Source organism: Cryobacterium suzukii (assembly GCF_004403185.1).
GTDB lineage: Bacteria > Actinomycetota > Actinomycetes > Actinomycetales > Microbacteriaceae > Cryobacterium > Cryobacterium suzukii.
On the sequence record NZ_SOHJ01000004.1, the window covers coordinates 293,680 to 315,429 of the forward strand.

Annotated in this window: 20 protein-coding genes; 11 read left to right on the forward strand and 9 right to left on the reverse strand. The window is 64.5% G+C overall.

The window, feature by feature from the left end:
• Positions 1-151: 151 nt before the first annotated feature.
• The 4 genes from pdhA to E3T39_RS05775 all read left to right on the forward strand — a co-directional run bounded on the left by pdhA (position 152) and on the right by E3T39_RS05775 (position 4,255).
• Complete coding sequence (gene pdhA, locus E3T39_RS05760) at positions 152-1,228, forward strand: pyruvate dehydrogenase (acetyl-transferring) E1 component subunit alpha (RefSeq protein WP_134513756.1); 1,077 nt, start codon at positions 152-154, stop codon at positions 1,226-1,228.
• Positions 1,228-2,259 carry an alpha-ketoacid dehydrogenase subunit beta gene (locus E3T39_RS05765; RefSeq protein WP_134513757.1) on the forward strand — a complete coding sequence of 344 codons (1,032 nt, stop codon included), beginning with the start codon at positions 1,228-1,230 and terminating at the stop codon, positions 2,257-2,259. Before pdhA ends, E3T39_RS05765 begins: the two co-directional genes overlap by 1 nt.
• 9 nt (positions 2,260-2,268) lie before the next feature.
• Positions 2,269-3,516 carry a dihydrolipoamide acetyltransferase family protein gene (locus tag E3T39_RS05770; RefSeq protein WP_134513758.1) on the forward strand — a complete coding sequence of 416 codons (1,248 nt, stop codon included), beginning with the start codon at positions 2,269-2,271 and terminating at the stop codon, positions 3,514-3,516.
• Between the two features lie 61 nt (positions 3,517-3,577).
• Positions 3,578-4,255, forward strand: coding sequence for a helix-turn-helix transcriptional regulator (locus E3T39_RS05775; RefSeq protein WP_134513759.1), 678 nt, complete (start codon positions 3,578-3,580; stop codon positions 4,253-4,255).
• Here the strand turns inward: E3T39_RS05775 and E3T39_RS05780 are convergent.
• From E3T39_RS05780 to E3T39_RS05790, 3 genes are read right to left on the reverse strand one after another with little or no spacing between them, the layout of a single operon-like run.
• A complete protein-coding gene (locus E3T39_RS05780; RefSeq protein WP_134513760.1) occupies positions 4,252-4,479 on the reverse strand; it encodes a putative acetyltransferase in 228 nt (75 codons plus the stop codon). The genes E3T39_RS05775 and E3T39_RS05780 overlap by 4 nt on opposite strands.
• Entirely contained in the window at positions 4,476-5,174 is a 699-nt protein-coding gene (locus E3T39_RS05785; protein ID WP_241979537.1) for a potassium channel family protein, read from the reverse strand. The genes E3T39_RS05780 and E3T39_RS05785 overlap by 4 nt, the downstream gene beginning before the upstream one ends.
• On the reverse strand, positions 5,167-6,579 hold the full coding sequence (locus tag E3T39_RS05790; RefSeq protein ID WP_134513762.1) for a TrkH family potassium uptake protein: 1,413 nt from the start codon (positions 6,577-6,579) through the stop codon (positions 5,167-5,169). Before E3T39_RS05790 ends, E3T39_RS05785 begins: the two co-directional genes overlap by 8 nt.
• A 158-nt stretch (positions 6,580-6,737) precedes the next feature.
• On the opposite strand from E3T39_RS05790, the gene E3T39_RS05795 reads away from it, so the two are divergent.
• Positions 6,738-7,295 carry a hypothetical protein gene (locus tag E3T39_RS05795; protein ID WP_134513763.1) on the forward strand — a complete coding sequence of 186 codons (558 nt, stop codon included), beginning with the start codon at positions 6,738-6,740 and terminating at the stop codon, positions 7,293-7,295.
• 45 nt (positions 7,296-7,340) lie between these two features.
• On the opposite strand, the gene E3T39_RS05800 is transcribed toward E3T39_RS05795, so the two are convergent.
• The 4 genes from E3T39_RS05800 to E3T39_RS05815 all read right to left on the reverse strand — a co-directional run bounded on the left by E3T39_RS05800 (position 7,341) and on the right by E3T39_RS05815 (position 12,174).
• A complete protein-coding gene (locus tag E3T39_RS05800; RefSeq protein WP_134513764.1) occupies positions 7,341-8,726 on the reverse strand; it encodes an NAD(P)/FAD-dependent oxidoreductase in 1,386 nt (461 codons plus the stop codon).
• The gene (locus E3T39_RS05805) at positions 8,723-9,427 is read right to left on the reverse strand and encodes a phosphatase PAP2 family protein (protein ID WP_241979538.1); all 705 of its coding nucleotides are present in this window, start codon (positions 9,425-9,427) and stop codon (positions 8,723-8,725) included. The genes E3T39_RS05800 and E3T39_RS05805 overlap by 4 nt, the downstream gene beginning before the upstream one ends.
• Positions 9,428-9,604: 177 nt before the next feature.
• Positions 9,605-10,882, reverse strand: coding sequence for a multidrug effflux MFS transporter (locus tag E3T39_RS05810; protein WP_241979539.1), 1,278 nt, complete (start codon positions 10,880-10,882; stop codon positions 9,605-9,607).
• Between the two features lie 23 nt (positions 10,883-10,905).
• Entirely contained in the window at positions 10,906-12,174 is a 1,269-nt protein-coding gene (locus tag E3T39_RS05815) for an ROK family transcriptional regulator (protein ID WP_134513984.1), read from the reverse strand.
• 145 nt (positions 12,175-12,319) lie between these two features.
• Between E3T39_RS05815 and E3T39_RS05820 the strand changes: the two genes are divergently transcribed.
• Both E3T39_RS05820 and E3T39_RS05825 read left to right on the forward strand, forming a co-directional pair.
• Positions 12,320-13,324, forward strand: coding sequence for an aldo/keto reductase family protein (locus E3T39_RS05820; protein ID WP_134513765.1), 1,005 nt, complete (start codon positions 12,320-12,322; stop codon positions 13,322-13,324).
• Positions 13,325-13,360: 36 nt separating this feature from the next.
• Positions 13,361-14,206, forward strand: coding sequence for an NAD-dependent epimerase/dehydratase family protein (locus tag E3T39_RS05825; RefSeq protein ID WP_134513766.1), 846 nt, complete (start codon positions 13,361-13,363; stop codon positions 14,204-14,206).
• 92 nt (positions 14,207-14,298) lie between these two features.
• Here E3T39_RS05825 and E3T39_RS05830 read toward each other — a convergent pair whose 3' ends face one another.
• The gene (locus E3T39_RS05830) at positions 14,299-15,564 is read right to left on the reverse strand and encodes an FAD-binding protein (protein WP_134513767.1); all 1,266 of its coding nucleotides are present in this window, start codon (positions 15,562-15,564) and stop codon (positions 14,299-14,301) included.
• Between the two features lie 147 nt (positions 15,565-15,711).
• Between E3T39_RS05830 and xylA the strand changes: the two genes are divergently transcribed.
• The gene (gene xylA, locus E3T39_RS05835) at positions 15,712-16,917 is read left to right on the forward strand and encodes a xylose isomerase (protein WP_134513768.1); all 1,206 of its coding nucleotides are present in this window, start codon (positions 15,712-15,714) and stop codon (positions 16,915-16,917) included.
• Between the two features lie 201 nt (positions 16,918-17,118).
• On the opposite strand, the gene E3T39_RS05840 is transcribed toward xylA, so the two are convergent.
• On the reverse strand, positions 17,119-18,123 hold the full coding sequence (locus tag E3T39_RS05840) for an ROK family protein (RefSeq protein WP_338145262.1): 1,005 nt from the start codon (positions 18,121-18,123) through the stop codon (positions 17,119-17,121).
• A gap of 289 nt (positions 18,124-18,412) precedes the next feature.
• Here E3T39_RS05840 and E3T39_RS05845 point away from each other — a divergent pair, with 289 nt between their 5' ends.
• The 3 genes from E3T39_RS05845 to E3T39_RS05855 all read left to right on the forward strand — a co-directional run bounded on the left by E3T39_RS05845 (position 18,413) and on the right by E3T39_RS05855 (position 21,747).
• A complete protein-coding gene (locus tag E3T39_RS05845; protein ID WP_241979560.1) occupies positions 18,413-19,249 on the forward strand; it encodes a sugar phosphate isomerase/epimerase family protein in 837 nt (278 codons plus the stop codon).
• Positions 19,250-19,287: 38 nt separating this feature from the next.
• A complete protein-coding gene (locus E3T39_RS05850; RefSeq protein WP_134513771.1) occupies positions 19,288-20,448 on the forward strand; it encodes a substrate-binding domain-containing protein in 1,161 nt (386 codons plus the stop codon).
• Positions 20,449-20,556: 108 nt separating this feature from the next.
• The gene (locus E3T39_RS05855) at positions 20,557-21,747 is read left to right on the forward strand and encodes a levoglucosan dehydrogenase (protein WP_134513772.1); all 1,191 of its coding nucleotides are present in this window, start codon (positions 20,557-20,559) and stop codon (positions 21,745-21,747) included.
• Positions 21,748-21,750: the final 3 nt, after the last annotated feature.

The window sequence follows — 21,750 nt, forward strand, 5'->3', positions numbered from 1 at the left end:
ACTCCATTATGGGCGCTCCTGGTGGGCAACAGCAGAATCGTTCAGTTTTTTTCTTTCTCCCCGCAGATCCTTCCGCTGCACGGCGAGAAAAGAAAATATTCAGCACACGGTATTAGTCTTGACAAACGAAGCACGCAGGAAGTGGGATCACATGGCGGCCAAAGCCCGCACGCGACCGGAGTCAACAGTCGAGTCCACGGGCGGTGAACCCGCCGACACCCTGCGTGACTATTACGAACGGATGTCGTTGGTACGAGCCTTCGAGCTGCGCTCCAGCGAGATGTACGCCCGGGCCAAGATCGGCGGCTACTGTCACCTGAACCTCGGCGAAGAAGCCACGGTGGTCGGCCTGATGGCCGCCATCGAGGCCCGTGATTATCTGTTCACCGGCTACCGCGACCACGGCTATGCGCTGCTGCGCGGGCTGTCGCCCGAGCGGGTCATGGCCGAACTGTTCGGCAAAGTCACCGGCGTTTCGGGCGGACGCGGCGGCTCGATGCACCTGTTCGACTCCGAAACGCGCCTGTTCGGCGGCTACGGCATCGTCGGCGGGCAGATTCCCCCGGCGACCGGCGCCGCGCTCGCTTTGAAAAATCAGGAAGCGGCCGGCCCCGACGCTGCGGCCGTGATGTGCCTGCTCGGTGACGGCACCACCAACATCGGCGCGTTCCACGAATCGCTCAACCTGGCCGGGCTGTGGAAACTCCCGATCGTCTACGTGATCGTCAACAACGGCCTCGGCATGGGAACAACGGTAGAGAAAGCATCCGCTGAACCGGAACTGTACAAGCGCGCTGCGTCGTACCGCATGCCCGGCGTGCGGGTCGACGGCGATGACGTTCTTGCCGTGCGCGACGCCGCCCGCGATGCACTCCGGCAGGCCCGCGAGTCACGCCAGCCGGTGCTGCTCGAGGTCATGTGCTATCGGTTGCGCGGCCACTCCGTGGTCGACCCGGCCCGCTACCGCTCGAGCGAAGACACGACCATCGCCCAGCAGTCCGACCCGGTACCGAGCTTTCGCGCCAAGCTGATCACCGCCGGCGTGCTCAGCGAAACGGATGCCGCCGCCATCGACGAGGCCGCCGACGTGCGGGTCTCCGAGGCGGTCGTTTTCGCCGACGAGAGCCCAGAGCCCGACGTTGACGACCTGTTCAAATATGTATACGCGACCGCGGTGGCAAATATGCCAGCCGCTTTGCCCGGAGAACCCGTTATGGACGCACTGTGATGACTGAAATCGTGAGCACCGAAGTAGCCACCACCCGCACGATCACCTACCGCCAGGCGCTCAACGAAACCCTGCGCGCGGAGCTTGAGCACGACGACAAGGTCTTCCTCATCGGTGAAGAGATCGGCATCTTCGAGGGGTCATACAAGATCACCGCCGGACTGCTTGAAGACTTCGGACCCGACCGGGTGCTCGACGCGCCGATCGCCGAAGAGGGTTTCGTGGGCGCAGCCCTCGGGGCCGCGATGGTCGGCATGCGCCCGGTGGTCGAGATCATGACCATCAACTTCAGCCTCATCGCGATCGACCAGATCGTGAACCACGCGGCCAAGATGCGGTCGATGTTTGCCGGCCAGGTTTCCATTCCACTGGTCATTCGCATGCCCGGTGGTGGTGGGCAGCAGCTTGCCGCGACCCACTCGCAGAACCTCGAGGTCTGGTACGCGCACATTCCCGGACTCAAGGTTGTCGCCCCGTCCACCCCGGCCGACGCCAAGGCGCTCCTCACCGCTGCCATTCGCGACGACGACCCGGTGATCTTCTTAGAGAACCTCTCGCTCTATAGCGCCAAGGGCGAAGTGCCGGACGGCGAGCAGATTGCCGAGATCGGCAAGGCCGCGGTCGTCAAGACCGGCACTGACCTCACCATCGTGAGCTACTCGCGCGGCACCACGACCGCGCTCGAAGTGGCTCGCCAGCTCGAAGCCGAGGGCCTGTCGATCGAGGTCGTCGACCTCCGCAGCCTACGACCGCTCGACCGCGACACCATCTGCGCCTCGGTGAAAAAGACCGGCCATGCCGTCGTTTTCGAAGACGACTGGCTCAGCTACGGCATCGGCGCCGAGATCTCGGCGACCATCGGCGAGGGGGTCTTCGACTTTCTCGACGCCCCGGTGCGTCGCGTCGCCGCCGCCGAAGTGCCGCTCCCCTACGCAAAATCGCTCGAGAAGGCCGCTCTGCCCAGCGCCGCCGACCTCGCCAAGGTCGTGCGCGAGGTACTCAATATTTCATCTACCCCGAACGACAACTAGGAGCCGGCCATGCCCGACGTCATTATGCCCCGTCTCTCCGACACCATGGAGGAGGGCGAACTCAGCCGCTGGATGAAGCAGGTCGGCGACGAGATTCACAAGGGCGACGTGCTCGCCGAGATCGAAACCGACAAGGCCACGATGGACCTCGAAGCCTTCGACAACGGCATTCTCGAGGAGCTGCTCGTCGTCGCCGGGGCGCTGGTACCGATCGGTGCGCCGGTCGCGCGCATCGGTGACGGCAGCAACATCGTCGCTGCGGGCGCAGCTCCTGCTGCCCCAATCGCTGCCCCTGCGGCTGTGGTTGTCGCAGCAGCACCCGCAGCCACTCCCCCGACGGATGCCCCCACTCCGGCCACGCCCACGGCAACCCAGACCGGCGAACTGCGCACCTCGCCGCTGGCCCGCAAAATCGGCCGCGAGCACGGTATCGACCTGCACGCCATCACGGGCACCGGGCCGCAGGGCCGCATCACCCGCACCGACGTCGACCGGGCGATCGTAGCCCAGGAGGCCACAGCATCCGCTGCCTCGACGGCGCCTCTGGCCGCAGCGCCGGCCGCCGTTTCGACCGACTCCGTCTCCGTGCCGGTCAGCCGCATTCGCGCCGTCACGGCTCGCCGCCTCACCGAGAGCCAGGCCGTTCCGCACTTCTTCCTCACCAGCGTCGTCAACGTTGAACGCCTCGTCGCTTTCCGCGCCGACGTCAACGAGTCGCTCGCGGCGCTCGGCACCAAGGTCAGCCTGAACGACCTGTTCGTGCGCGCCAGCGCTGTCGTGCTGCGCGCGCACCCCGAAGTCAACGCGTCCTGGGGCGACGGCGTCATCCTGCGCCACAACCACGTCAACGTCGGCGTGGCCGTCGCGACCGACGACGGACTGCTCGTTCCCGTCGTCACCGATGCCGACCAGAAGTCGCTCGGCGCCATTGCCACCGAAACCCGCGCCCTGGCCGGCCTCGCCCGCACCGGCAGCCTGTCCCTGGCCCAGATGTCGGGGGGAACGTTCACCATCAGCAACCTCGGCATGTTCGGCATCGACTCCTTTACCGCCGTGTTGAACCCGCCGGAGGCCGGAATCCTGGCAATCGGCGCGGCGAGCGACGTTCCCGCAGTGCGTGACGGTGTTCTCGTGACGGTGCCAACGGTGAAGATCACCCTGACCGTCGACCACCGCGTACTCGACGGTGCCGTCGCGGCCGCGTTCCTGCGCGATCTCACCGCCCTGCTCGAAGAGCCGATGCGTATCGTTCTGTAGCCTGCGGTCCGGCGGGATTAAAAGCACGCGACTGCTCACAAATCCGGGCTAGTCTCGTAGGGTGAACTCCGAAGAACGCACTCCCGCCTGGCATGCCGCGCTGGCATCGCCGATCCGGCGCGGTGTGCTCGAGTTTCTGGTCGCCTCCAGCGAACCGCTCGATGCGGCCGCCGTCGCCGACCGGATGAAGCTGCACGTCACCACCGCGCGGTTTCACCTCGACCAGCTCCTGGCCGCCAGGCTCATCGAACGAGAACCCGAACGGTCCGGTCAGCGGGGCCGCCCGCGCATCCGCTTCACCGCCGTTGTCGCAGCACGCCCTGACACGCGCGACCAGCTCAGCCACGCGCTCGCGAGCATGCTCGCCGAGGACGACGACGGCGGCCGGGCCCGGGCTATTCGGGCCGGCGAGAAGTGGTCGGAGGCCTTCACCGGCGGCCTCGCAGCATCAACCGGAGCGGGCGCCGCCCCACTGGTCGAACTACTCGACCAGCTCGAATTCGCCCCCCAACTCGATGAGGCCAAGCAATCGATCGCGCTCACGGCCTGCCCGTTTCGCGAGGCTGCCCGCGAGAACCCGGGCGTGGTATGCGCCGTGCACCTCGGGCTCATCCAGCGGGTGGCGCGCACGCTCGGCCACGACGACAGCGCGGTCGAGCTGCGCCCCTTCGTCGGCCCGCACCTCTGTGTCGTCGACCTCGGCAGCGACTGGAACGCTGTTCCGGTTGAGCCGAGTTAGGCCCGCCGCGGCCGCGGCGCGGGCGCAGGCGGCACTTCCTTCGCTGCCACCACGTCCTCCATCGCGAGCGTGACCAGGCCGTGCCTGGTCTCCACCGAAATGGATGCCGCGCTGCGGCCCCGCAGAAAGCCCAGCGCGTCCGTGTACCCACCCGGAATGCTGGTGCGCACGACGACCCGAATGCCGAGCGGGGCATCCGCGAGAAAAACGAAGGGGGAACTCATCGCATCAGACTGTATTCTTCGACCCGCGCAGATTCTCCGGCGATGAGAATGATGTCGCCGTCTTCGATCACGGTGTCGAGCGAGGTGTAGCTCCAACCGGCGCCGGGGCGATGAAACGCGGTGACGGTAATGCCGTAGCGCGCACGCACCTTGGCCTGGCCGAGCGGTACGCCGATGAGCGCCCGCGGCGGTGCCGTCTTGACCAGCGCAAAGTTCTCGCCGATCTCGATATAGTCCTGCATGGCGCCGCGCACCAGGTGAGCAACCCGCTTCCCCATATCTTTCTCCGGGTAGATGACGTGGTTGACGCCGAGCTGGGTGAGAATCTCGCCGTGCGGGTCGCTGACCGCTTTGGCCCAGATATTCGCAATGCCCAGTTTGAGCAGCAGCGAAGCGGTGAGAATATTCGCCTGGATATCGCCGCCGATCGCCACGACCACACTCGAGAAGTCGGGCACCGAGAGCTCCCGCAGTGTCGCCTCCTTGGTGGAGTCAGCACGCACCACGTGGGTGAGTAGCCGGTTGTGCATCTGCACCACTTCCTCGTCCCCGTCGATGCCGAGCACCTCGGTGCCACTCTTCATGAGTTCGAGGGCGAGCGCGCTTCCAAACCGGCCTAGGCCAATGACGACAACCGATTCAGCTTCGGCGAGGCGGGCGGGGTCACGGTGCCCGAACAACGAATATTTAGCCAATGATCGGCCTTTCCTTGGGAAGTTCATAGGTAGCGTGGCGCTCACGCAGGGCGATGGCCGATGCGAAAGTGATCGGGCCGAGACGGCCGATGAACATGAGCAGAATCAGGATGACCTGCCCTTCCCAGGGCAGCCCCGCCGTGATCCCGGTCGACAGTCCCACCGTCGCAAAAGCAGAGATCGCCTCGAACAGCAGGGCATCCATCGAGATATCCGTCATGAGCATGAGCGCCGCCGTCGCCCCGATGATGACGCCGACCGCGAGAAGCGCGATTGTGATTGCCTCACGGTGCACCGCCCGGGAAAGCCGCTTGCCGAAGACATTGACGGCGACCTGGCCGCGCACCTCGGTCCAGAGAATGAAGAACAAGACGGCGAACGTCGTGATTTTGATACCGCCGGCGGTTCCGGCGGGGCCGCCACCGATCAGCATCAGAACGTCCATCCCGAGCAGGGTGGCGGAATCGAGCTGGCCGATATCGACGCTGTTGAAACCGGCGGTCCGGGTCTGCACCGATTGGAAGAAACCGGCAAGTAGTTTGCCCTGCCAGTCCAGCGGGCCAAGCGTATTCGGATTCGACCACTCAACGGCGGTGATATACGCCGTACCGAGAACAAGCAGCACGAACGTGCCGGCCACCACGATGCGGGTATTCATGGTCCAGGTGCGAATCGACCAGGCGCGCTGTAACCAGTGCCGAGGATACCGCCCCTGCCGCCGCAGCTGCCGCCGCAGCTGCACGATGACCGGAAAGCCGAGGCCACCGAGAATGACCGCGGCGGCAATCGGCAGGCAGATCCAGGCATCCGTGGCATACCCCATGAGATTGTCACTGAACAGGGCGAAGCCGGCATTGTTGAAGCTCGATACCGAATGGAACACCCCCAGCCAGATGGACCGGCCGACGGGCTCGCCATAGCCGAGCATAAAGCGCAGCGCGAGCAGCAACGCCACGGTGACCTCAATCGCGAGCGAGATGCGCACGACGCCGAACACCAGCCCCTTCACGTCTGCGAGACCGACGCTCTTGGTTTCGGCGGCGGCCGTGATGCGCGAACGCAGGGAGAGCTTGCGGGCGATCGCGAGCCCGACGACCGAGGCGAAAGACATGATGCCGAACCCGCCTATTTGAATCAACAGCAAAATCACGACCTGGCCAAACGGTGTCCAGTACACCGCTGTATCGACGACGGTCAGACCGGTGACGCACACCGCGCTCGTCGCCGTGAACAGGGCCTCCAGAAACGATGCACCGCCCGGCCCGACCCTGGCGTTCGGCAGGATCAGCAACGCCGTGCCGCCGAGAATGGTCAGGGCGAAGCCGGAAACGACAACCTGCGCCGGATGCAGCCGGTACCGCTTCGTTGTGTTGCCGCGTTCGCGGATGATGGCCCGTGAGTGCACGGAGCCAACTCTACGCCGGGCGCGCTCCCCGCGGGTTACTTTGATTCGGCGACCACAAAATGATACTCGCTTCAGACCGATTCGTCTACCCCCGTTGAGCAGCAGCGGGATACCGGTCGATGTGCGGGATACTCAGTCTGAGGGGTGAAACGAAACACATGATGCGCGAGGGGTTTGAGCCGGCAGTCCGGCATGTTTTGCGACCGCGGCGCAAGCTGGTCGCCCGGTCGATTATCGCTGCGCTGTCGTTGCTGGGTCCCGTTCTGATCGTGCTGTATTGGCTCACTATCCCCCGCGACACCTGGATCTTTGTCGCCGCCGTTCAGCTCGGCCTGACCATTCTCGGCGTGATGGCTGGGCTTGGAGCCCGCAAAGTGTGCGTGACCGTCACGGCTGGGCGCTTGGAAAGCCGAAACCTGCTGGGACGCGTGACCACCTTTGGCACGGCTGAAATTGCCAGCGTTGTGCTGGTCGATCTGTATCAGAGCGGGCTGGTCGATACCCTCCCTCACTTGTATCTGCTCGACTCCGCCGGCGACGTGCTGCTCCGCCTGCGTGGCCAGGTCTGGCCCCGCTCCGGTCTGGAGAACATCATCGACACTCTCGGGGTGGCCGTGGTTCGACCACCCGACCCGCTCACCGTGGCCGAGCTAGGGCGACTCCGCCCGCGGCTGGTGCACCGCTGGACTCGACACGCCGCTCGTCTGGGAATCTAATACCCCCGCAGGTCTCCGCTGCGAGTTCCCGGCCCGTTTGGCCGTCTAATGCCCCCGGCCCGACACGACGTCGGCCACCCGCGCGAGCGGTGACGTGGTGCGACGCCCGGCAAGCTCGGCTCGATCGGCCAGCGAATAGGCGCGGTAGAGGGCGGTGACGGCGAGCCAACGCAACGGCTCGGGTTCCCAGGCGCGTACCCGGTGGTTGACCCACGGCAGACCTATGAGACCGCTGTCTCGACCGAGGATCAGATCGGTCAACGTGCGTCCGGCGAGGTTGGTGGTGGCGACGCCGGTGCCCACGTAGCCGCCGGCCCAGGCCAGTCCCGTCTGCGGGTCGAGACCCACTGTCGCAGCCCAGTCTCGAGGCACGCCGAGCACGCCAGACCAGGCATGGTCGATGCGTGCTTCGGCCGTCGCCGGAAAGAATCGCACCAGAATGTCGCGCAGGGCGTCGATGGTGGCCTGCGGGGTCTGGCCGTCGGCATCCGTTTGGGAACCAAACCGGTACGGCACGCCGCGACCGCCGATCGCGATGCGGTCGTCGCTCGTGCGTTGCGCGTATATGTAGGCGTGTGCCATATCGCCGAGGGTTTCCCGGCCCGACCAGCCGATGGTCTCCCACACGGATGCCGCGAGCGGCTCCGTCGCGATCAGCGACGAGTTCATGGGCAGCCACGTTCGGTGCAGCCCCTTGAGGCCGGCCGTGAACCCCTCTGTTGCGCGCACGACAAACGAAGCGTCGACGGTTCCGGCTTTGGTCACTGCCCGATGCGGCGCGATCTCACTCACCGGGGTGTTTTCGTAGATCTCCACGCCGAGGGACACGACCGTGCGGGCCAGTCCGGCGACGAGTGCTGCCGGATTGATGCGGGCGCAGTGCGGATGCCACATTCCGCCGGTGGTGCCCGCCACGTTGATGCGGTTCTGCGCCGCGGTTTTCGAGAGCAATTCAACGTCGGTGTGCGCCCAGGTCTGCTCGGCGCGGGCAGTCTGCTCCAGCCGGTGCTGTTGCGCCGGGTCGTAGGCCACCGTGAACTCGCCGCCCTTGACGATTCCAGCGTCAATGCCCTCGAGGGTCGCAACCCGGATGACCTCATCGACCGTGTCGTTCATGGCGGCTTGAAACTGTTCGGCGGCGGGGCGACCGTGGCTTTTCACGTATTGCTCGCGGCCGCCGGTGACCGAGTTGGTCAGCCAGCCGCCGTTCCGGCCGGAGGCGCCGAAGCCGGCAAAGCGCGCCTCCAATACGATGATCCGCAGCTGCGGTGCCGCCTTCTTGAGGTAGTAGGCCGTCCACAGTCCGGTGAAACCGGCGCCGACAATGACAACATCGGCTCGGATTGATCCGGGCAGGGGCGCGCGCGGAGCTGGCTGACCGAGCTGGTCCCACCAGAACGAGACCTTTCCGTTCTGCCGGGCTTTCGTCACGGCCTGGCTTCTTTCTGTCTCTGGCGTTCGAGTCGACGCCGGGCGGCAAGTTCACGTTCGCCATCGAGTTTGGCGGCGACCGGAGCCCACAGCACGATGGCGACACCCGCGCCGAGCAATAACCCGCCGATGGTGTCGGTGAGCCAGTGCGCCCCCAAATAGGTGCGGCTGAGCAGCATCACAATCGTGTACGCCGCGCCGGCGAGCGCAACCCAGAGCCGCGGAAAGATGATGGCGAGGCACACCGCCATGGTGGCTGCATTGGCGACATGGCCAGAAGGAAACGACCCGAAATCGGACATGACCAGCATGTCTTCAGGGCGGGCCCGTCCAAAGACCTGCTTCAGCAGCTGCACGAAGCCCGCACTCAGCACCGTGGCCACGAGGTAGTACCCCGCCGCCCACGGCCGTTTGATCAGCACGATCATGAGGGTGATGACGAGCGGCACGACCAGAACGCCGAACAGGCCACCGCCGAGCGCGTTCATGAACAGCGACGGAATTTCCCAGATCGGCGAGCGATGCTCGATGATCTCGCCCATCCACTCGGTGTCAACCTCGAGAGCGACGCCGTTGGCCCGCACGACCACAACGAGGCCGAGCAGCGCGGCCATTGCCATGGCGGAGATCCCACTGATGACGGGCCAGCGACGGGAAATGCGGCGAGCTTTGGGGTCTGCGGCGCGTTCCGGGTTAGTCATCCCGCCATCGTAGAGGAGCGGCCTGCAATCGGGTCCCGGCGTGCCGCCGCCACCGCCATCCGCTCCCCCCACTTTGGACGGGGCCCGGGCCCCGTCCCTGGGCCCAGTTTATAAACTGGGCCCAAGGCCACACCATGGGCCCGGGCGGCGAAAACCTCGAAGAGCGAGCGCCTCGGCCTAGCGGTCGAGCGCCGGAACGGTGCGCGGGCGCACGATCAGCCAGAGCGAAAGAATCGAGATCACAGCGGTGACGCCCATGACGGATGCCATCGGTATCGCCGTTCCCACTCCTAGCAGTCCCACAATCGGCGAGATCAGACCGGCCACACCGAAGTTAGCTGCGCCAAGCAATGACGCCGCGGTTCCGGCCTCGTGGCCGTGGGCGTTGAGGGCGATGACCTGAACGCTCGGCAGGGTGAAGCCGCAGGCCGCGATGAAGAACCAGAGCGGCACCAAGGTGCCCCACAGCCCAATGCCAGCCAGGTCGAGCAGCACAATCGCACCAGCGGTGATCAACAGCACAACCGTGGAGACGGAAATAATCCACTGCGGCCCAATATTGAAGCGGTGCATCAGGCGGGAGCTCAGCTGCACCCCGCTGACCACACCGAGGGAGTTGACGGCGAACAGCAGACCATACTCCTGCGGGCTGAACGCGTACACGTCCTGGAACAGAAATGGTGAGGCCGACAGATACGAGAACAACCCGGTGAAGGTCATCGCCCCGATGATCGCGACGCCCACGAAGGTGCGGTCGCTCAGGACCGCTTTATAGCGTTGGCCGAGGGTGCTGTGGCCCTTCGCGTGGCGTTCGCTTTCGGGCAGGGTTTCAACGATCCAGAAAGCGACGGCCAGAATCACGATGACGCCGTAGGCCGCGAGTACCCAGAAGATGCCGCGCCAGTTCATGACGAGCAGCAGCTGCGAGCCGATCACCGGCGCCAGAACGGGCGCGAGGCCACTGACCAGCGCGAGGCGGGAGAGCATCTTGACCAGCGGCTTGCCGCCAAACAGGTCCCGCACCATGGCCATGGCAACGACCGCGCCGGCGGCGGCGCCGAAGCCCTGCAGCACGCGGAAGATGGCGAGTACAACGATGTCGTTGGACAGGGCCGCACCGACGCAGGCGAGAATGTGCACACCGGTAGCGAGCATGAGCGGCAGCCGGCGGCCGACCTTGTCGCTCCAGGGCCCCACGACCAGCTGGCCGAAACCAAAACCAATCATGGTTCCGGTCAGGGTGAGCTGAATGACCGACGGCAACACGTCGAATTCGCTTTCCAAGGTTGGAAAGGCCGGCAAATAGAGGTCGATGGTAAACGGACCGAGAGCCGTGAGCGCCCCGAGAATGAGAATGTAGACGATGCGCTGGCGCCGAGTTAGTTTGTCCCCGGGGTGCGCGGCGGTCGAGGCGAGTTGCGCGGCGCTAACCACGGGGATACTGGCAGTAATCACGAAAACGGATGTCCTTGGCTGGTCTAAAGAGGCTGGGCGGCGGCGGGCGGCGCGATTTCGGGCGACACGGCCGCGGTGGCACTTCCGGCCGCCCTTACGGTAAGCGGGGATAGACCCGAACTATTCCCACTTTCGGACTGTGGATCGAGAAGCAGCGTTTCGAAGGCGAGTTCGGCCGCACCGATCAGGAGCAGATTAGAGCCGAGAAGCGCGGGGGCGATCTGCACCTCGTCGAACGCAGTCCCCAGCGCCAGTGCGGCCACCGCGCGCGTCAGCCGCCCCGGGTCGACCGCATAGAGCGCGGCGAGGAAGCCGCCGAGCACGATGAGTTCTGGGTTGAGGATGTTGACGGCGCCGGCCAGAGCCACGGCCAAAAAGTCGAGCTGCCGGTTCACTTCGGCGCGCACGGCGGGCGCGGTGGAGGCGAGCAGTGCACGTTCGAGAGCGTCGGCATCCGTTTCACCGGCGCGCAGGCCGAGCACGTCCAGGAGCGCGCCACGGGTTACCTCGGCTTCGAGAGTGCCGGCGATACCGGCCGAGTCGGTGTGGCAGCCCGCGCTGACCCGGGTGTGCCCAAATTCCCCCGCGAAGCCCGCCCGTCCGCCGGCCGCGACTCCCCCGACGACGAGGCCACCACCGATGCCGCTCGAGCCGCCGTTGAGGTAGATAAGATCGGTCATTCCCCGCCCCGCACCGAAATAGCGTTCCGCCGTGACGCCAAGGCTCGCGTCGTTGGCGGCCACGACGGGCAGACCGGTGACCGCGGCGAGCATCGTGCAAAGAGGTTCGTCGACCCAGCCGAGATGTGGAGCGTTGCGAACCAGACCGTCGTGGGCGCGCACCAGGCCCGGCACGGCTACACCCAGTCCGACTATGGAATAGTCACCGAGGTCGAGCCGCAGGTCAGCAATGATGCCCGCCGTGATAGCGACCGCCTCGGCGGCCGTCGGCGTGGTGGGCGTTGCGAAGCGGATGTTCCGGTGCACGACGCCGCTGAGGGCGACGACACCCACGGTGATCGCGTCGATTTCAGGATTCACCGCAATGGCCACGACGCGGTCGCTTGCCGCCACGATCGGGCTCGGTCGCCCGGCGAGCTTCGTGGGGTCGGGAGTGCGTTCCTCGACCAGGCCGCGCTCGACCAGCTCCGCGACCAGAGCGCCGATCGTCGACCGGTTCAGGCCGGTCAGGCGGGTGAGCTGGGCGCGCGACGCTGCGCCACCGCGGTGCACGAGGCGCAGGATGATCGACAGGTTGTGCTTGCGCACATCATCATGGTTATTGCCTTGCATGGCGTCCACTGCTCTCGGCTTCCCGCTCGCTTTTTTCGGTCAGAAGTCAGGTTACTGCGCCGGACGAGCCCGCCGGGTGATACGTTGCCAATGTCAACAAATCACCAAGGGCGCTGACAGACACGGGGCGCCAGACAGGGACGTCATGGAGTTTCGATACCTCGGCAACAGCGGATTGAAAGTTTCGGAAATAACCTACGGCAACTGGCTCACCCACGGGTCCCAGATCGAGAATGACACCGCAACGGCCTGCGTGCGCGCGGCCCTGGACGCGGGAATCAGCTCGTTCGATACCGCAGACGTCTACGCCAATACCGTCGCCGAACAGGTATTAGGCGACGCCCTGCGCGGTGAACGCCGCCAGTCCCTCGAAATCTTCACCAAGGTCTTCGGCCCGACCGGCCCCAAGGGACACAACGACACCGGCCTCTCCCGTAAGCACATCCTCGAGTCGATCGACGGCTCGCTCACTCGGCTGCAAACGGAGTACGTCGACCTCTACCAGGCGCATCGTTACGACGTGGAGACCCCGCTGGAGGAGACGATGCAGGCCTTCGCCGACGTCGTGCGCCAGGGCAAGGCCCTCTATATCGGGGTGAGCGAGTGGAACGCCGAACAGCTACGCGCCGGCCACGCCCTCGCCACCGACCTCGGCATTCAGCTGATCTCCAACCAGCCGCAGTACTCGATGCTCTGGCGCGTGATTGAATCCGAGGTCGTTCCGGCCGCCGAGGAGCTCGGCGTCTCGCAGATCGTCTGGTCCCCCGTGGCGCAGGGCGTTCTCACCGGCAAGTACCTGCCGGGACAGGCGCCCCTGAAAGGCAGCCGGGCAACGGATGCTCAGGGCGGCGCCAACATGATCAAGCGTTGGATGAGCGAGCCGGTGCTCACCGGCGTGCAGAAATTGCGCCCGATCGCCGACGAGCTCGGCCTGACTATGGCGCAGCTCGCGCTCGCCTGGGTGCTGGCCAATAAGAACGTCGCATCCGCCATCATGGGAGCGTCCAGGCCCGAGCAGGTCGCCGACAACGTGAAGGCCGCCGGTGTGCACCTCGACGCCGACGTGCTCACCAGAATCGATGCCGCCGTGCGCGACCTGGCCGAGTTCGACCCGCGCAAGACCACCTCGCCAGAGCAGCGCGAGGCGTAAGCCAGCGGCATCCGCTTTGAGAATCAAGGAGTATTCATGAGAATCGCCGTCACCGGAGGCAGTGGCAAGCTCGGGCGCAGCGTTGTTGCGCGCCTGACGAACGAGGGCCACGCCGTCACCAACCTCGACCGCGCGGGATCTCGCGGTGATGGCTTCACCACGATCGACCTGACCGATTATGGCCAGGTTATCGACGTGATGTTCGGCATCGACGACCGCACAGACGGATTCGACGCGCTGGTGCATCTGGGGGCCATCCCGGCCCCCGGCCTTCTGCCCGATGTGGCCACGTTCCACAACAACATGCTCGCGACCTTCAACGTCTTCCAGGCAGCCCGCCGGGCCGGAATCAAGAGGATCGTCTATGCCTCGAGTGAGACGACCCTCGGTCTGCCATTCGACATCGACCCGCCTTACATTCCCGTCGACGAGGAATACCCGGCCCGGCCGGAGAGCACCTATTCGCTCGTGAAGCACCTCGAGGAGCAGATGGCCATCCAGCTGGTGCGCTGGGATCCGCTTTTGAGCATCACGGCGCTGCGCTTCTCCAACGTGATGGACGAGGACGACTACGCGGCATTCCCCGCGTTCAACGACGACGCCACCCTGCGCAAGTGGAACCTGTGGGGCTACATCGACGGTCGTGACGGCGCCCAGGCCGTGCTGCGGGCGCTCGAACAGGCCCACCCGGGTTTCGAGACGTTCATCATCGCAGCCGCCGACACGGTGATGAGCCGGTCGAGCGCGAGCCTGGCCGCCGAGGTCTTTCCGAACGTGAAAGTCGTTAAGGCGGTCGGCGAACACGAGACCCTGTTATCGATCGACAAGGCGAAGCGGATGCTCGGCTTCGCCCCAGAGCACAGCTGGCGCGACCACGTGTAGTTCTCCACTGCTGGTAGTCGACGTGGGCCCTCGCCCCTGCCGTCGGCATCCGCTCGCTGCTGCGACAACGGATGCCGCGGCCGGCGTGAGCGTCAGGTGCGTGCGCGTCCGAACACCGTTCGCTCCAGAAAGTCGTTACGAAACTTGCCAGCCGGGTCGAGCCGATCAACAAGGGCTCGAAAATCGTCGAGTCGGGGGAAGCTGGCAGCAAGCGTCTTTGCATCGGTCTGAAAGAGCTTGCCCCAATGCGGCCGTACCGCGAAGGGGGCCAGCGCCGCTTCGACCGCCGGCAGCAGCGCCTCAACGGCGGCCTGCTCGGGCTTCCAGGTGAAGTGGAGCGCCACGCCGGCCCGTTCGAAGTTCGGGCTGAGCCAGAGGTCGTCGGCTGCGATGCTGCGAACCTCGCCGACCAGCAGCAGCGGCGCGATCCGGGCTGAGAGAGTGCGCATCGCCTCGATTGCCGCGACGGCATGCTCGCGCGGCACGTGGTATTCGCTTTGCAACTCGTCGCCGTTGCTCGGGGTGAAGGCCAGGCGAAAGTGTGCGAGTCGCTCAGACCACGGGCCGGAGACGCCGAACTGCTCCGTACAGTTGACCGCTGAAATACCGGGCAGCGGATGCCGCCCCAAAGTCGCCGCCGTTCCCCCGAAGAACTCGGATTCCCCCGCATAGTCCCCGCCCCGGCTCTTCACCCAGGCCTGATCCACGTTTTCGCCGAGCCAGTTCGTGAACAGGCTCACGCTGTAGGCACTGCCCATCACGGCGTCGAAATGCTGCAGCACTTCGCCCCACGGCAGGTTTTCATAGACAAACTGGCGCACGGCGAAGGTCGGCTGAATGTCAAGGGTGACCCGCGTGACGATGCCAAGCGCACCGAGCGCCACGACCATGCCGGCGAAATCAGGAGTCGTCTCCCGACTGACCCGCAGCAGATCCCCGGACCCCGTGACGATCTCGAGGGCGCGCACCGCGGTCGCGAGGCTGCCGTTGCGGTCGCCAGAGCCGTGCGTGCCGGTCGCGATAGCACCGGCCACGCTGATGTGCGGCAGCGACGCGAGGTTGTGCAGGGCGTAGCCCTGCCGCTGCAGCTCGACGGCGAGCGTGCCATAGGTTGCGCCGCCAGACACTTCGACGCTCAGCGCGCCCGGGTCGATGACAATGGCATCGTCGACCAGGTCGAGTGCGACCAGCGTGCCAGGGGAATCCGCGATCGCATTGAAGGAGTGACGCGAACCGAGAGCGCGCACCTGGGGGGCCGCGGCGACGAGTTGCTGCACCTCGTCGACGGTTGTCGGGTGTGCGATGGGCGCCGAATAGCGATAGTTGCCGGCCCAATTGCGTTCACTGGTCTGGTTCATTCGGGCCGCCTCACGAAATGATGTTTCCAACAACATACCAAGACGAGCAGTACCGCGTACCGATCACCTTCCATGCATTGCGCCAGCGATCAGTATATGTTTGAGTAATCAACAAATCATCGACGAAGCTGAAACGGAAGTAGTGATATGACCCTGAGTGACGTGAGCCTGACCCCCACCCGCGACGACAAGTTCTCCTTCGGCCTCTGGACCGTTGGCTATAACGGCAGCGACCCGTTTGGTGGTCCTACCCGCCCCAAGCTCGACGTCGTCGATGCCGTGACCAACCTGGCCGAACTCGGCGCCTACGGCCTGACGTTCCACGACGACGACCTGTTCGACTTCGGTTCAACGGATGCCGCCCGCCAGTCCCAAATCGACCGTCTCAAGCAGGCGCTCGCCGACACCGGCCTGGTCGTGCCGATGGTCACCACCAACCTGTTCAGCGCCCCGGTTTTCAAGGACGGCGGTTTCACCTCGAACGACCGGGCCGTGCGCCGGTTCGCCCTCCGCAAGGTGCTGCGCAACATCGACCTCGCTGCCGAGCTGGGCGCGAAGACGTTCGTCATGTGGGGCGGCCGTGAGGGCGCCGAGTATGACGCGGCCAAGGACATCCGTTCGGCGCTCGAGCGCTACCGCGAGGCCGTGAACCTGCTCGGTGACTACGTCACCGACAAGGGCTACGACATCCGCTTTGCCATCGAGCCCAAGCCCAACGAACCGCGCGGCGATATTCTGCTGCCGACCGTGGGCCACGCGATGGCCTTCATTGAAACCCTCGAGCGCCCCGAAATGGTCGGAGTGAACCCCGAGGTCGGACACGAGCAGATGGCCGGGCTCAACTTCGCCGCCGGCATCGCACAGGCGTTGTACCAGGGCAAGCTGTTCCACATCGACCTCAACGGCCAGCGCGGCATCAAGTATGACCAGGACCTGGTCTTCGGCCACGGCGACCTGCAGAATGCCTTTGCGCTCGTCGACCTGCTCGAAAACGGCGGCCCGAGCGGCGGCCAGGCCTACACCGGACCGCGCCACTTCGACTACAAGCCCAGCCGCACCGAAGACGTCGCCGGCGTCTGGACCTCGGCTGCAGCCAACATGCGCACCTACCTGCTGCTCAAGCAGCGGGCCGCGGCGTTCCGCGCCGACCCCGAGGTGCAGGCCGCCCTCGCCGCGTCGAAGGTGCCTGACCTGTCGAACAACACGCTCGCATCCGGCGAAAGCTACGACGACCTGTTGGCCGACCGCGGCTCCTACGAAGACTTCGACACCGACGCTTACTTCGGTGGCAAGGGCTTTGGCTTCGTGCACCTGCAGCAGCTCGCCCTCGAGCACCTGCTCGGCGCCCGCTAGCCCTGTATCACTCCGCATAACTCACACTTGGCCCCGCGAGCGGATACTCCGGGGCCAAGTGTCGCAATTTGCGATGCGTGCGGCACCCAAGCCTCGTGGCCGCGCCCGATATCGGTGCGCGCTACGCCCGTTTGCAGACGGTTATGACTTTGGAGGCAGGCATCACCAGCGACACCGCCTGGCCTATGTATCCAACTGCATTCAGTCGAGCTGCTCGATCAGCTCATCCACGGCGGCCGCGCACAGGCGCTCGTCGAGCACCATGAGCCCGGCTCCTCGGATGCCCGCATCGGAACCGCCCCGGGCTGGCACGATATTAAGGTGCTGATTGGCTAGGGGAATCGATCGCCGATACACCACTTCGCGAATGCCCGCGATGATCTCTTGCACGTTGATACCCAGCTGTCCACCAATGACAACGACAGATGGGTTCAGGACGCTCACGCACATAGCGGTGACCTCACCGATGGCTCGCCCGGCCTCGCGCGCAGCGGCAATCGCTGTAAGGTCACCCATTCTGATGCGATTGGTGACGTCACCAGGCTCAATGTTCACGGCGCCATCGCGACTTAGATACGCCGCTATCGCCGGGGCGCTGGCCGTCGCCTCGAGGTCACGGTCGTTTGCGGTACCGGGCACCTGCACATGCCCGATGTCGCCTGCGGAGCCACGGGAGCCGCGCTGCAGCACTCCGCCCAGGATGATTCCCGCGCCGATTCCCGTGGACACCTTAATGAAGAGCAAGTCATCGACTGCGGGCCACTGGGTAGCTCGCTCGCCAAGGGCGAGCAGGTTCACATCGTTGTCGACCAGAACCGTGGCGGTCAGTCGCCGGCGCACAAAGGCGGGAATGTCGAAGCCGTCCCAGCCCGGCATAATCGGGGGACGGATGGGGCGGCCGGTCGAATGCTCTACGGGTCCGGGCACTCCCACACCAATCCCCAGCAGATCTCGCTGCTGCCGGCCGCTGGCGGCGAGTAGGCGCTCCGCCGTGTCGACGGCCCAAGTGAGAATCTCAGTCGGGCCCTTGGCGATATCAATTACCCGGCTTTCCTGAAGAAGCACGTCGCCGGAAAGGTTGAGCACACCCACGGTGCCGTGGGTCGCTCCAAGGTCGATTCCTATACAGACCCTCGAGGCTTGATCGAACATCAGGCGCGCGGCGGGGCGGCCGCCGGACGCCGCCGCAGTGCCTGTCGGGGTCACCAAGCCGATCGCTGTGAGCGCAGCCAGCCGGTTTACCACGCTGGTTCTCGCCAACCCTGTCTCGTCGACAAGCTCGGATCGCGTTCGCGGCCGTCCGTCACGGAGCAGTTGGAAGAGGTCGCCGGCACCGGATGAAAACATCTCTCGTATCCCAAATCGTGAAAAGGCCAATGAGTAAAAAGAACTCTACCGGACCGAATGACTGCCTAAAAAGGCTATCTATTGACATCGAGATGTCATAAGTGTTACTTTCAATCCAGCAAGGACAAACTACAAGGAGGTAGAAGTGATGAAGTTCGCCTACGAAGCCAACGCATGGGGCGGTGTAGTGGGTACGCCCGGTGCAGTGACTGATCTCGGATCGGGTTTCTATGTAACGCCCGGAGACGTGCATCACACCATCGAGGCGATCGCTGCCGCCGGCTACACCGGAATCGAGTTGTTCGACGGCAACCTCCTCCCCTTCGAGGAATCGATCGACAGCTTCGTATCTGCCGTACAGGCCAACGGCCTTGAAATCGCTGGGGTCTACACCGGCGGACACTTCATCTATTCCGATGCCCAAGAGGACGAACTCGCCCGCTTTGATCGGTCCATTCGGTTAGCCGCATTGGCGGGTGCTCGCCACTACGTAATCGGCGGCGGCGCTGTGCGTTCCACCGGCCGTCGAGCACAGGACTACGAGACGGCCGGCGCCTTCCTCGACACCGTCGCCGAACGGGCACAGGCAGCTGGCCTCATTCCCAGCTACCACCCGCACCTTGGAAGCATTGCCCAAGCGCCGGATCACATTGATGCCCTTTTCGCCGCCACCTCAATCGGTCTCTGTGCCGACGTCGCACACATCGCCGCAGGCGGTGGCGATCCCGTAGCCGTCATCCGAAAATACGCCGATCGTCTGGCATACGTACACCTGAAAGACCTCGATCACGAGACCAACGCTTTCCTTCCTCTCGGCGCTGGCGACCTGGACCTGAATGCCATCATCGCTGAGGTCGTCGACGCGGGGTATCACGACTGGATCACCGTCGAACTCGACGGATACGAGGGTGACGAAGATGACGCCGCCAAGAGAAGTCTCACATTCCTGCAAAATGTAACGTTTACCGACCCAGCACGACCCTGAACACAACCACGATATTTCCGAGCAAAGGAGCATGGAGAATGAAAGTTACGTCAACGCTTATCGCCGTAGTGGCAGCCGCGGGTTTATTTGCATTGACGGGGTGCACCCCGTCCGCGCAAACCACTGCAACCGAAATTGCACCCGAGGTCACCGCTCAGATAGATGCGGCCCTCGCGAACATCACCGGCAAGGTTTTTAGTACCGGTCCGAACGGCGAAAAGCCCGCCGGCGTCGGCGCCACAACAGTGACCGACGAACAGGCCACCGAGATCGCGAGCATGGGCCTAACCGCCGCGATCGTCATGCACTACGGCGGAAATGACTGGGCGAACGCCCAAATCGCCGGCCTCAACGCGGAGTTCGACCGCCTCGGCATCGAAGTCATCGCGACCACGGATGCTAACTTCAACCCGGCCACTCAAGTGGCCAACATCGAGACGGTTCTGGCTCAGGACCCCGATATCATCGTTTCCATTCCCACCGATCCTGTGGCAACGGCTAGCGCCTACCGCAAGGCCAGTGAACAGGGCGTCAAACTGGTCTTTATGGACAATGTGCCTGAGGGCTTCGTTGCCGGTCAGGATTATGTCTCGATGGTGTCGGCGGACAACTACGGTAACGGGGTCACCTCGGCATACCTCCTCGCCCGCGCCCTCGGTGGTGAAGGAACAATCGGTGTGATCTATCACGAAGCCGACTTCTTCGTCACACAGCAGCGATACGCTGGCTTCACTAAAACGATCGCCGACGAGTTTCCCGATATTGAAATCATTCAGGAGCAAGGAATCGCCGGGCCAGACTTCGCCGGCGATGCCCAAGGTGTGGCCAATGCCATGCTCACTAAAAACCCCGACCTCGACGGTATCTGGGCTGTGTGGGACGTACCCGCGGAGGGCGTGATGGCCGCTGCCCGAGAGACCGGGCGCACCGATATCAAGATCGCCACCGAAGACCTCGGCACGAACGTCGCCATCGCTCTGGCCAAGAATCAGATGATCGTTGGCCTCGGAGCCCAGCTTCCCTATGACCAGGGAACCGCCGAAGCCGACCTCGCCGCGCTCAGCATGCTCGGCCTGGAGGTTCCGGCCTACGTCGCCCTAAGCTCGCTGCCCGTCGACCACAAGAACGTGCTCGAGGCTTGGGAGACCGTTTACCACTCGGCTCCGCCCGCTGCCATCAAGGATGCCTACGTCGACTAATAGTCGATGAGCGACTCGCGGGGCGGCCGGAAACGGTCGTCCCCCGAGAATTTTGAAAATTGAAGATCCACAGAACTGTCGAGCCCCGGTGGCTCACGAAAGGTAGTCATGCAAGAGATTAATATCGCCATGATTGGTGGCGGATTTATGGGTAAAGCTCATTCCCTGGCCTACGCGGCGATGCCCATGTTCTTCTGGCCGTCTCCGGCGCGACCAATCAAGAAGATCATCGTCGATGTGACCGACGATCTGGCGCGCACTGCCGCCGAGCGATACTCGTGGGACGGTTATTCGTCATCGTGGCGCGACGTTGTCAACGATCCCGGGATCGATGTCATCGATATCGCCACCCCGAATAACCTGCACGCCGAGATCGCGATCGCCGCGGCCGAGGCCGGCAAACACATCATTTGTGAGAAGCCTCTGGCGCCGACGGCCAGCGAAGCCCGCGGCATGTACGCGGCGGCCCAGAAAGCCGGCGTGGTAACAGCGGTTGCCTTCAACTACCGCCGCACCCCGGCTGTTGCGCTCGCCAAGAAGTACATCGACGAGGGCGCTATCGGCACCATTCTGAACTTTCGCGGTACCTATTTGCAGGATTGGAGCGCCGATCCGAACTCGCCGCTCAGCTGGCGTTTCCAGAAAGACATCGCCGGCTCGGGCGCCGTGGGCGACATCGGCTCGCACGTGGTCGACCTGGCCCGCTATCTGGTCGGCGAGATTTCCGAAGTCACCTCCCTGGTCTCGAACTTCATCCCCGATCGTCCGCTCCAGTCCGGTGGTTTTGACGCCCTCGGCGGATCCTCTACGTCTGACGGCCCGCGTGGCGCGGTCGATGTCGACGACGAGGCGATGTCGTTGATCAAGTTCCGCAATGGCGCAGTCGGCTCCCTTGAGGCAACGCGCAATGCCTGGGGTCGCAACAACTACATCACCTTCGAAATCCATGGCACCGAAGGCTCCATTTTCTTCAATTACGAGAACCGTGACGAGCTCCAGGTAGCGTTCAAGAATGACCGCGCCGATCGTCGAGGCTTTCGCACGGTATATACCGGCCCGAACACGCCGTACGGTGAGTCGCTCTGGCCTATCCCGGCGCTGGGTATCGGCTACAGCGAGACGAAGATCATCGAAGCCCACGACTTCCTCAAGGCAGTCGCTGAAGGCGGAACTGTCGAACCTAACTTCGCCGACGGCTACCAAGCCGCGCTGGTCGACGATGCCATACTTAAATCCGGCCGAACCGGTGAGTGGGTGCGGGTTCCGGATGTGACCGACCCGAACGCCACCGATGACTGAGGC

Excerpts from the sequence above, each read along its gene's own strand:
- E3T39_RS05820 (WP_134513765.1), top strand. The coding sequence starts at position 12,320 with ATGGAGTTTCGATACCTCGGCAACAGCGGATTGAAAGTTTCGGAAATA.
- E3T39_RS05845 (WP_241979560.1), top strand. The coding sequence starts at position 18,413 with ATGAAGTTCGCCTACGAAGCCAACGCATGGGGCGGTGTAGTGGGTACG.
- E3T39_RS05855 (WP_134513772.1), top strand. The coding sequence starts at position 20,557 with ATGCAAGAGATTAATATCGCCATGATTGGTGGCGGATTTATGGGTAAA.
- pdhA (WP_134513756.1), top strand. The coding sequence starts at position 152 with ATGGCGGCCAAAGCCCGCACGCGACCGGAGTCAACAGTCGAGTCCACG.
- E3T39_RS05830 (WP_134513767.1), bottom strand. The coding sequence starts at position 15,564 with ATGAACCAGACCAGTGAACGCAATTGGGCCGGCAACTATCGCTATTCG.
- E3T39_RS05825 (WP_134513766.1), top strand. The coding sequence starts at position 13,361 with ATGAGAATCGCCGTCACCGGAGGCAGTGGCAAGCTCGGGCGCAGCGTT.
- E3T39_RS05765 (WP_134513757.1), top strand. The coding sequence starts at position 1,228 with ATGACTGAAATCGTGAGCACCGAAGTAGCCACCACCCGCACGATCACC.
- E3T39_RS05805 (WP_241979538.1), bottom strand. The coding sequence starts at position 9,427 with ATGACTAACCCGGAACGCGCCGCAGACCCCAAAGCTCGCCGCATTTCC.
- E3T39_RS05815 (WP_134513984.1), bottom strand. The coding sequence starts at position 12,174 with ATGCAAGGCAATAACCATGATGATGTGCGCAAGCACAACCTGTCGATC.
- E3T39_RS05795 (WP_134513763.1), top strand. The coding sequence starts at position 6,738 with ATGATGCGCGAGGGGTTTGAGCCGGCAGTCCGGCATGTTTTGCGACCG.
- xylA (WP_134513768.1), top strand. The coding sequence starts at position 15,712 with ATGACCCTGAGTGACGTGAGCCTGACCCCCACCCGCGACGACAAGTTC.
- E3T39_RS05780 (WP_134513760.1), bottom strand. The coding sequence starts at position 4,479 with ATGAGTTCCCCCTTCGTTTTTCTCGCGGATGCCCCGCTCGGCATTCGG.
- E3T39_RS05770 (WP_134513758.1), top strand. The coding sequence starts at position 2,269 with ATGCCCGACGTCATTATGCCCCGTCTCTCCGACACCATGGAGGAGGGC.
- E3T39_RS05850 (WP_134513771.1), top strand. The coding sequence starts at position 19,288 with ATGAAAGTTACGTCAACGCTTATCGCCGTAGTGGCAGCCGCGGGTTTA.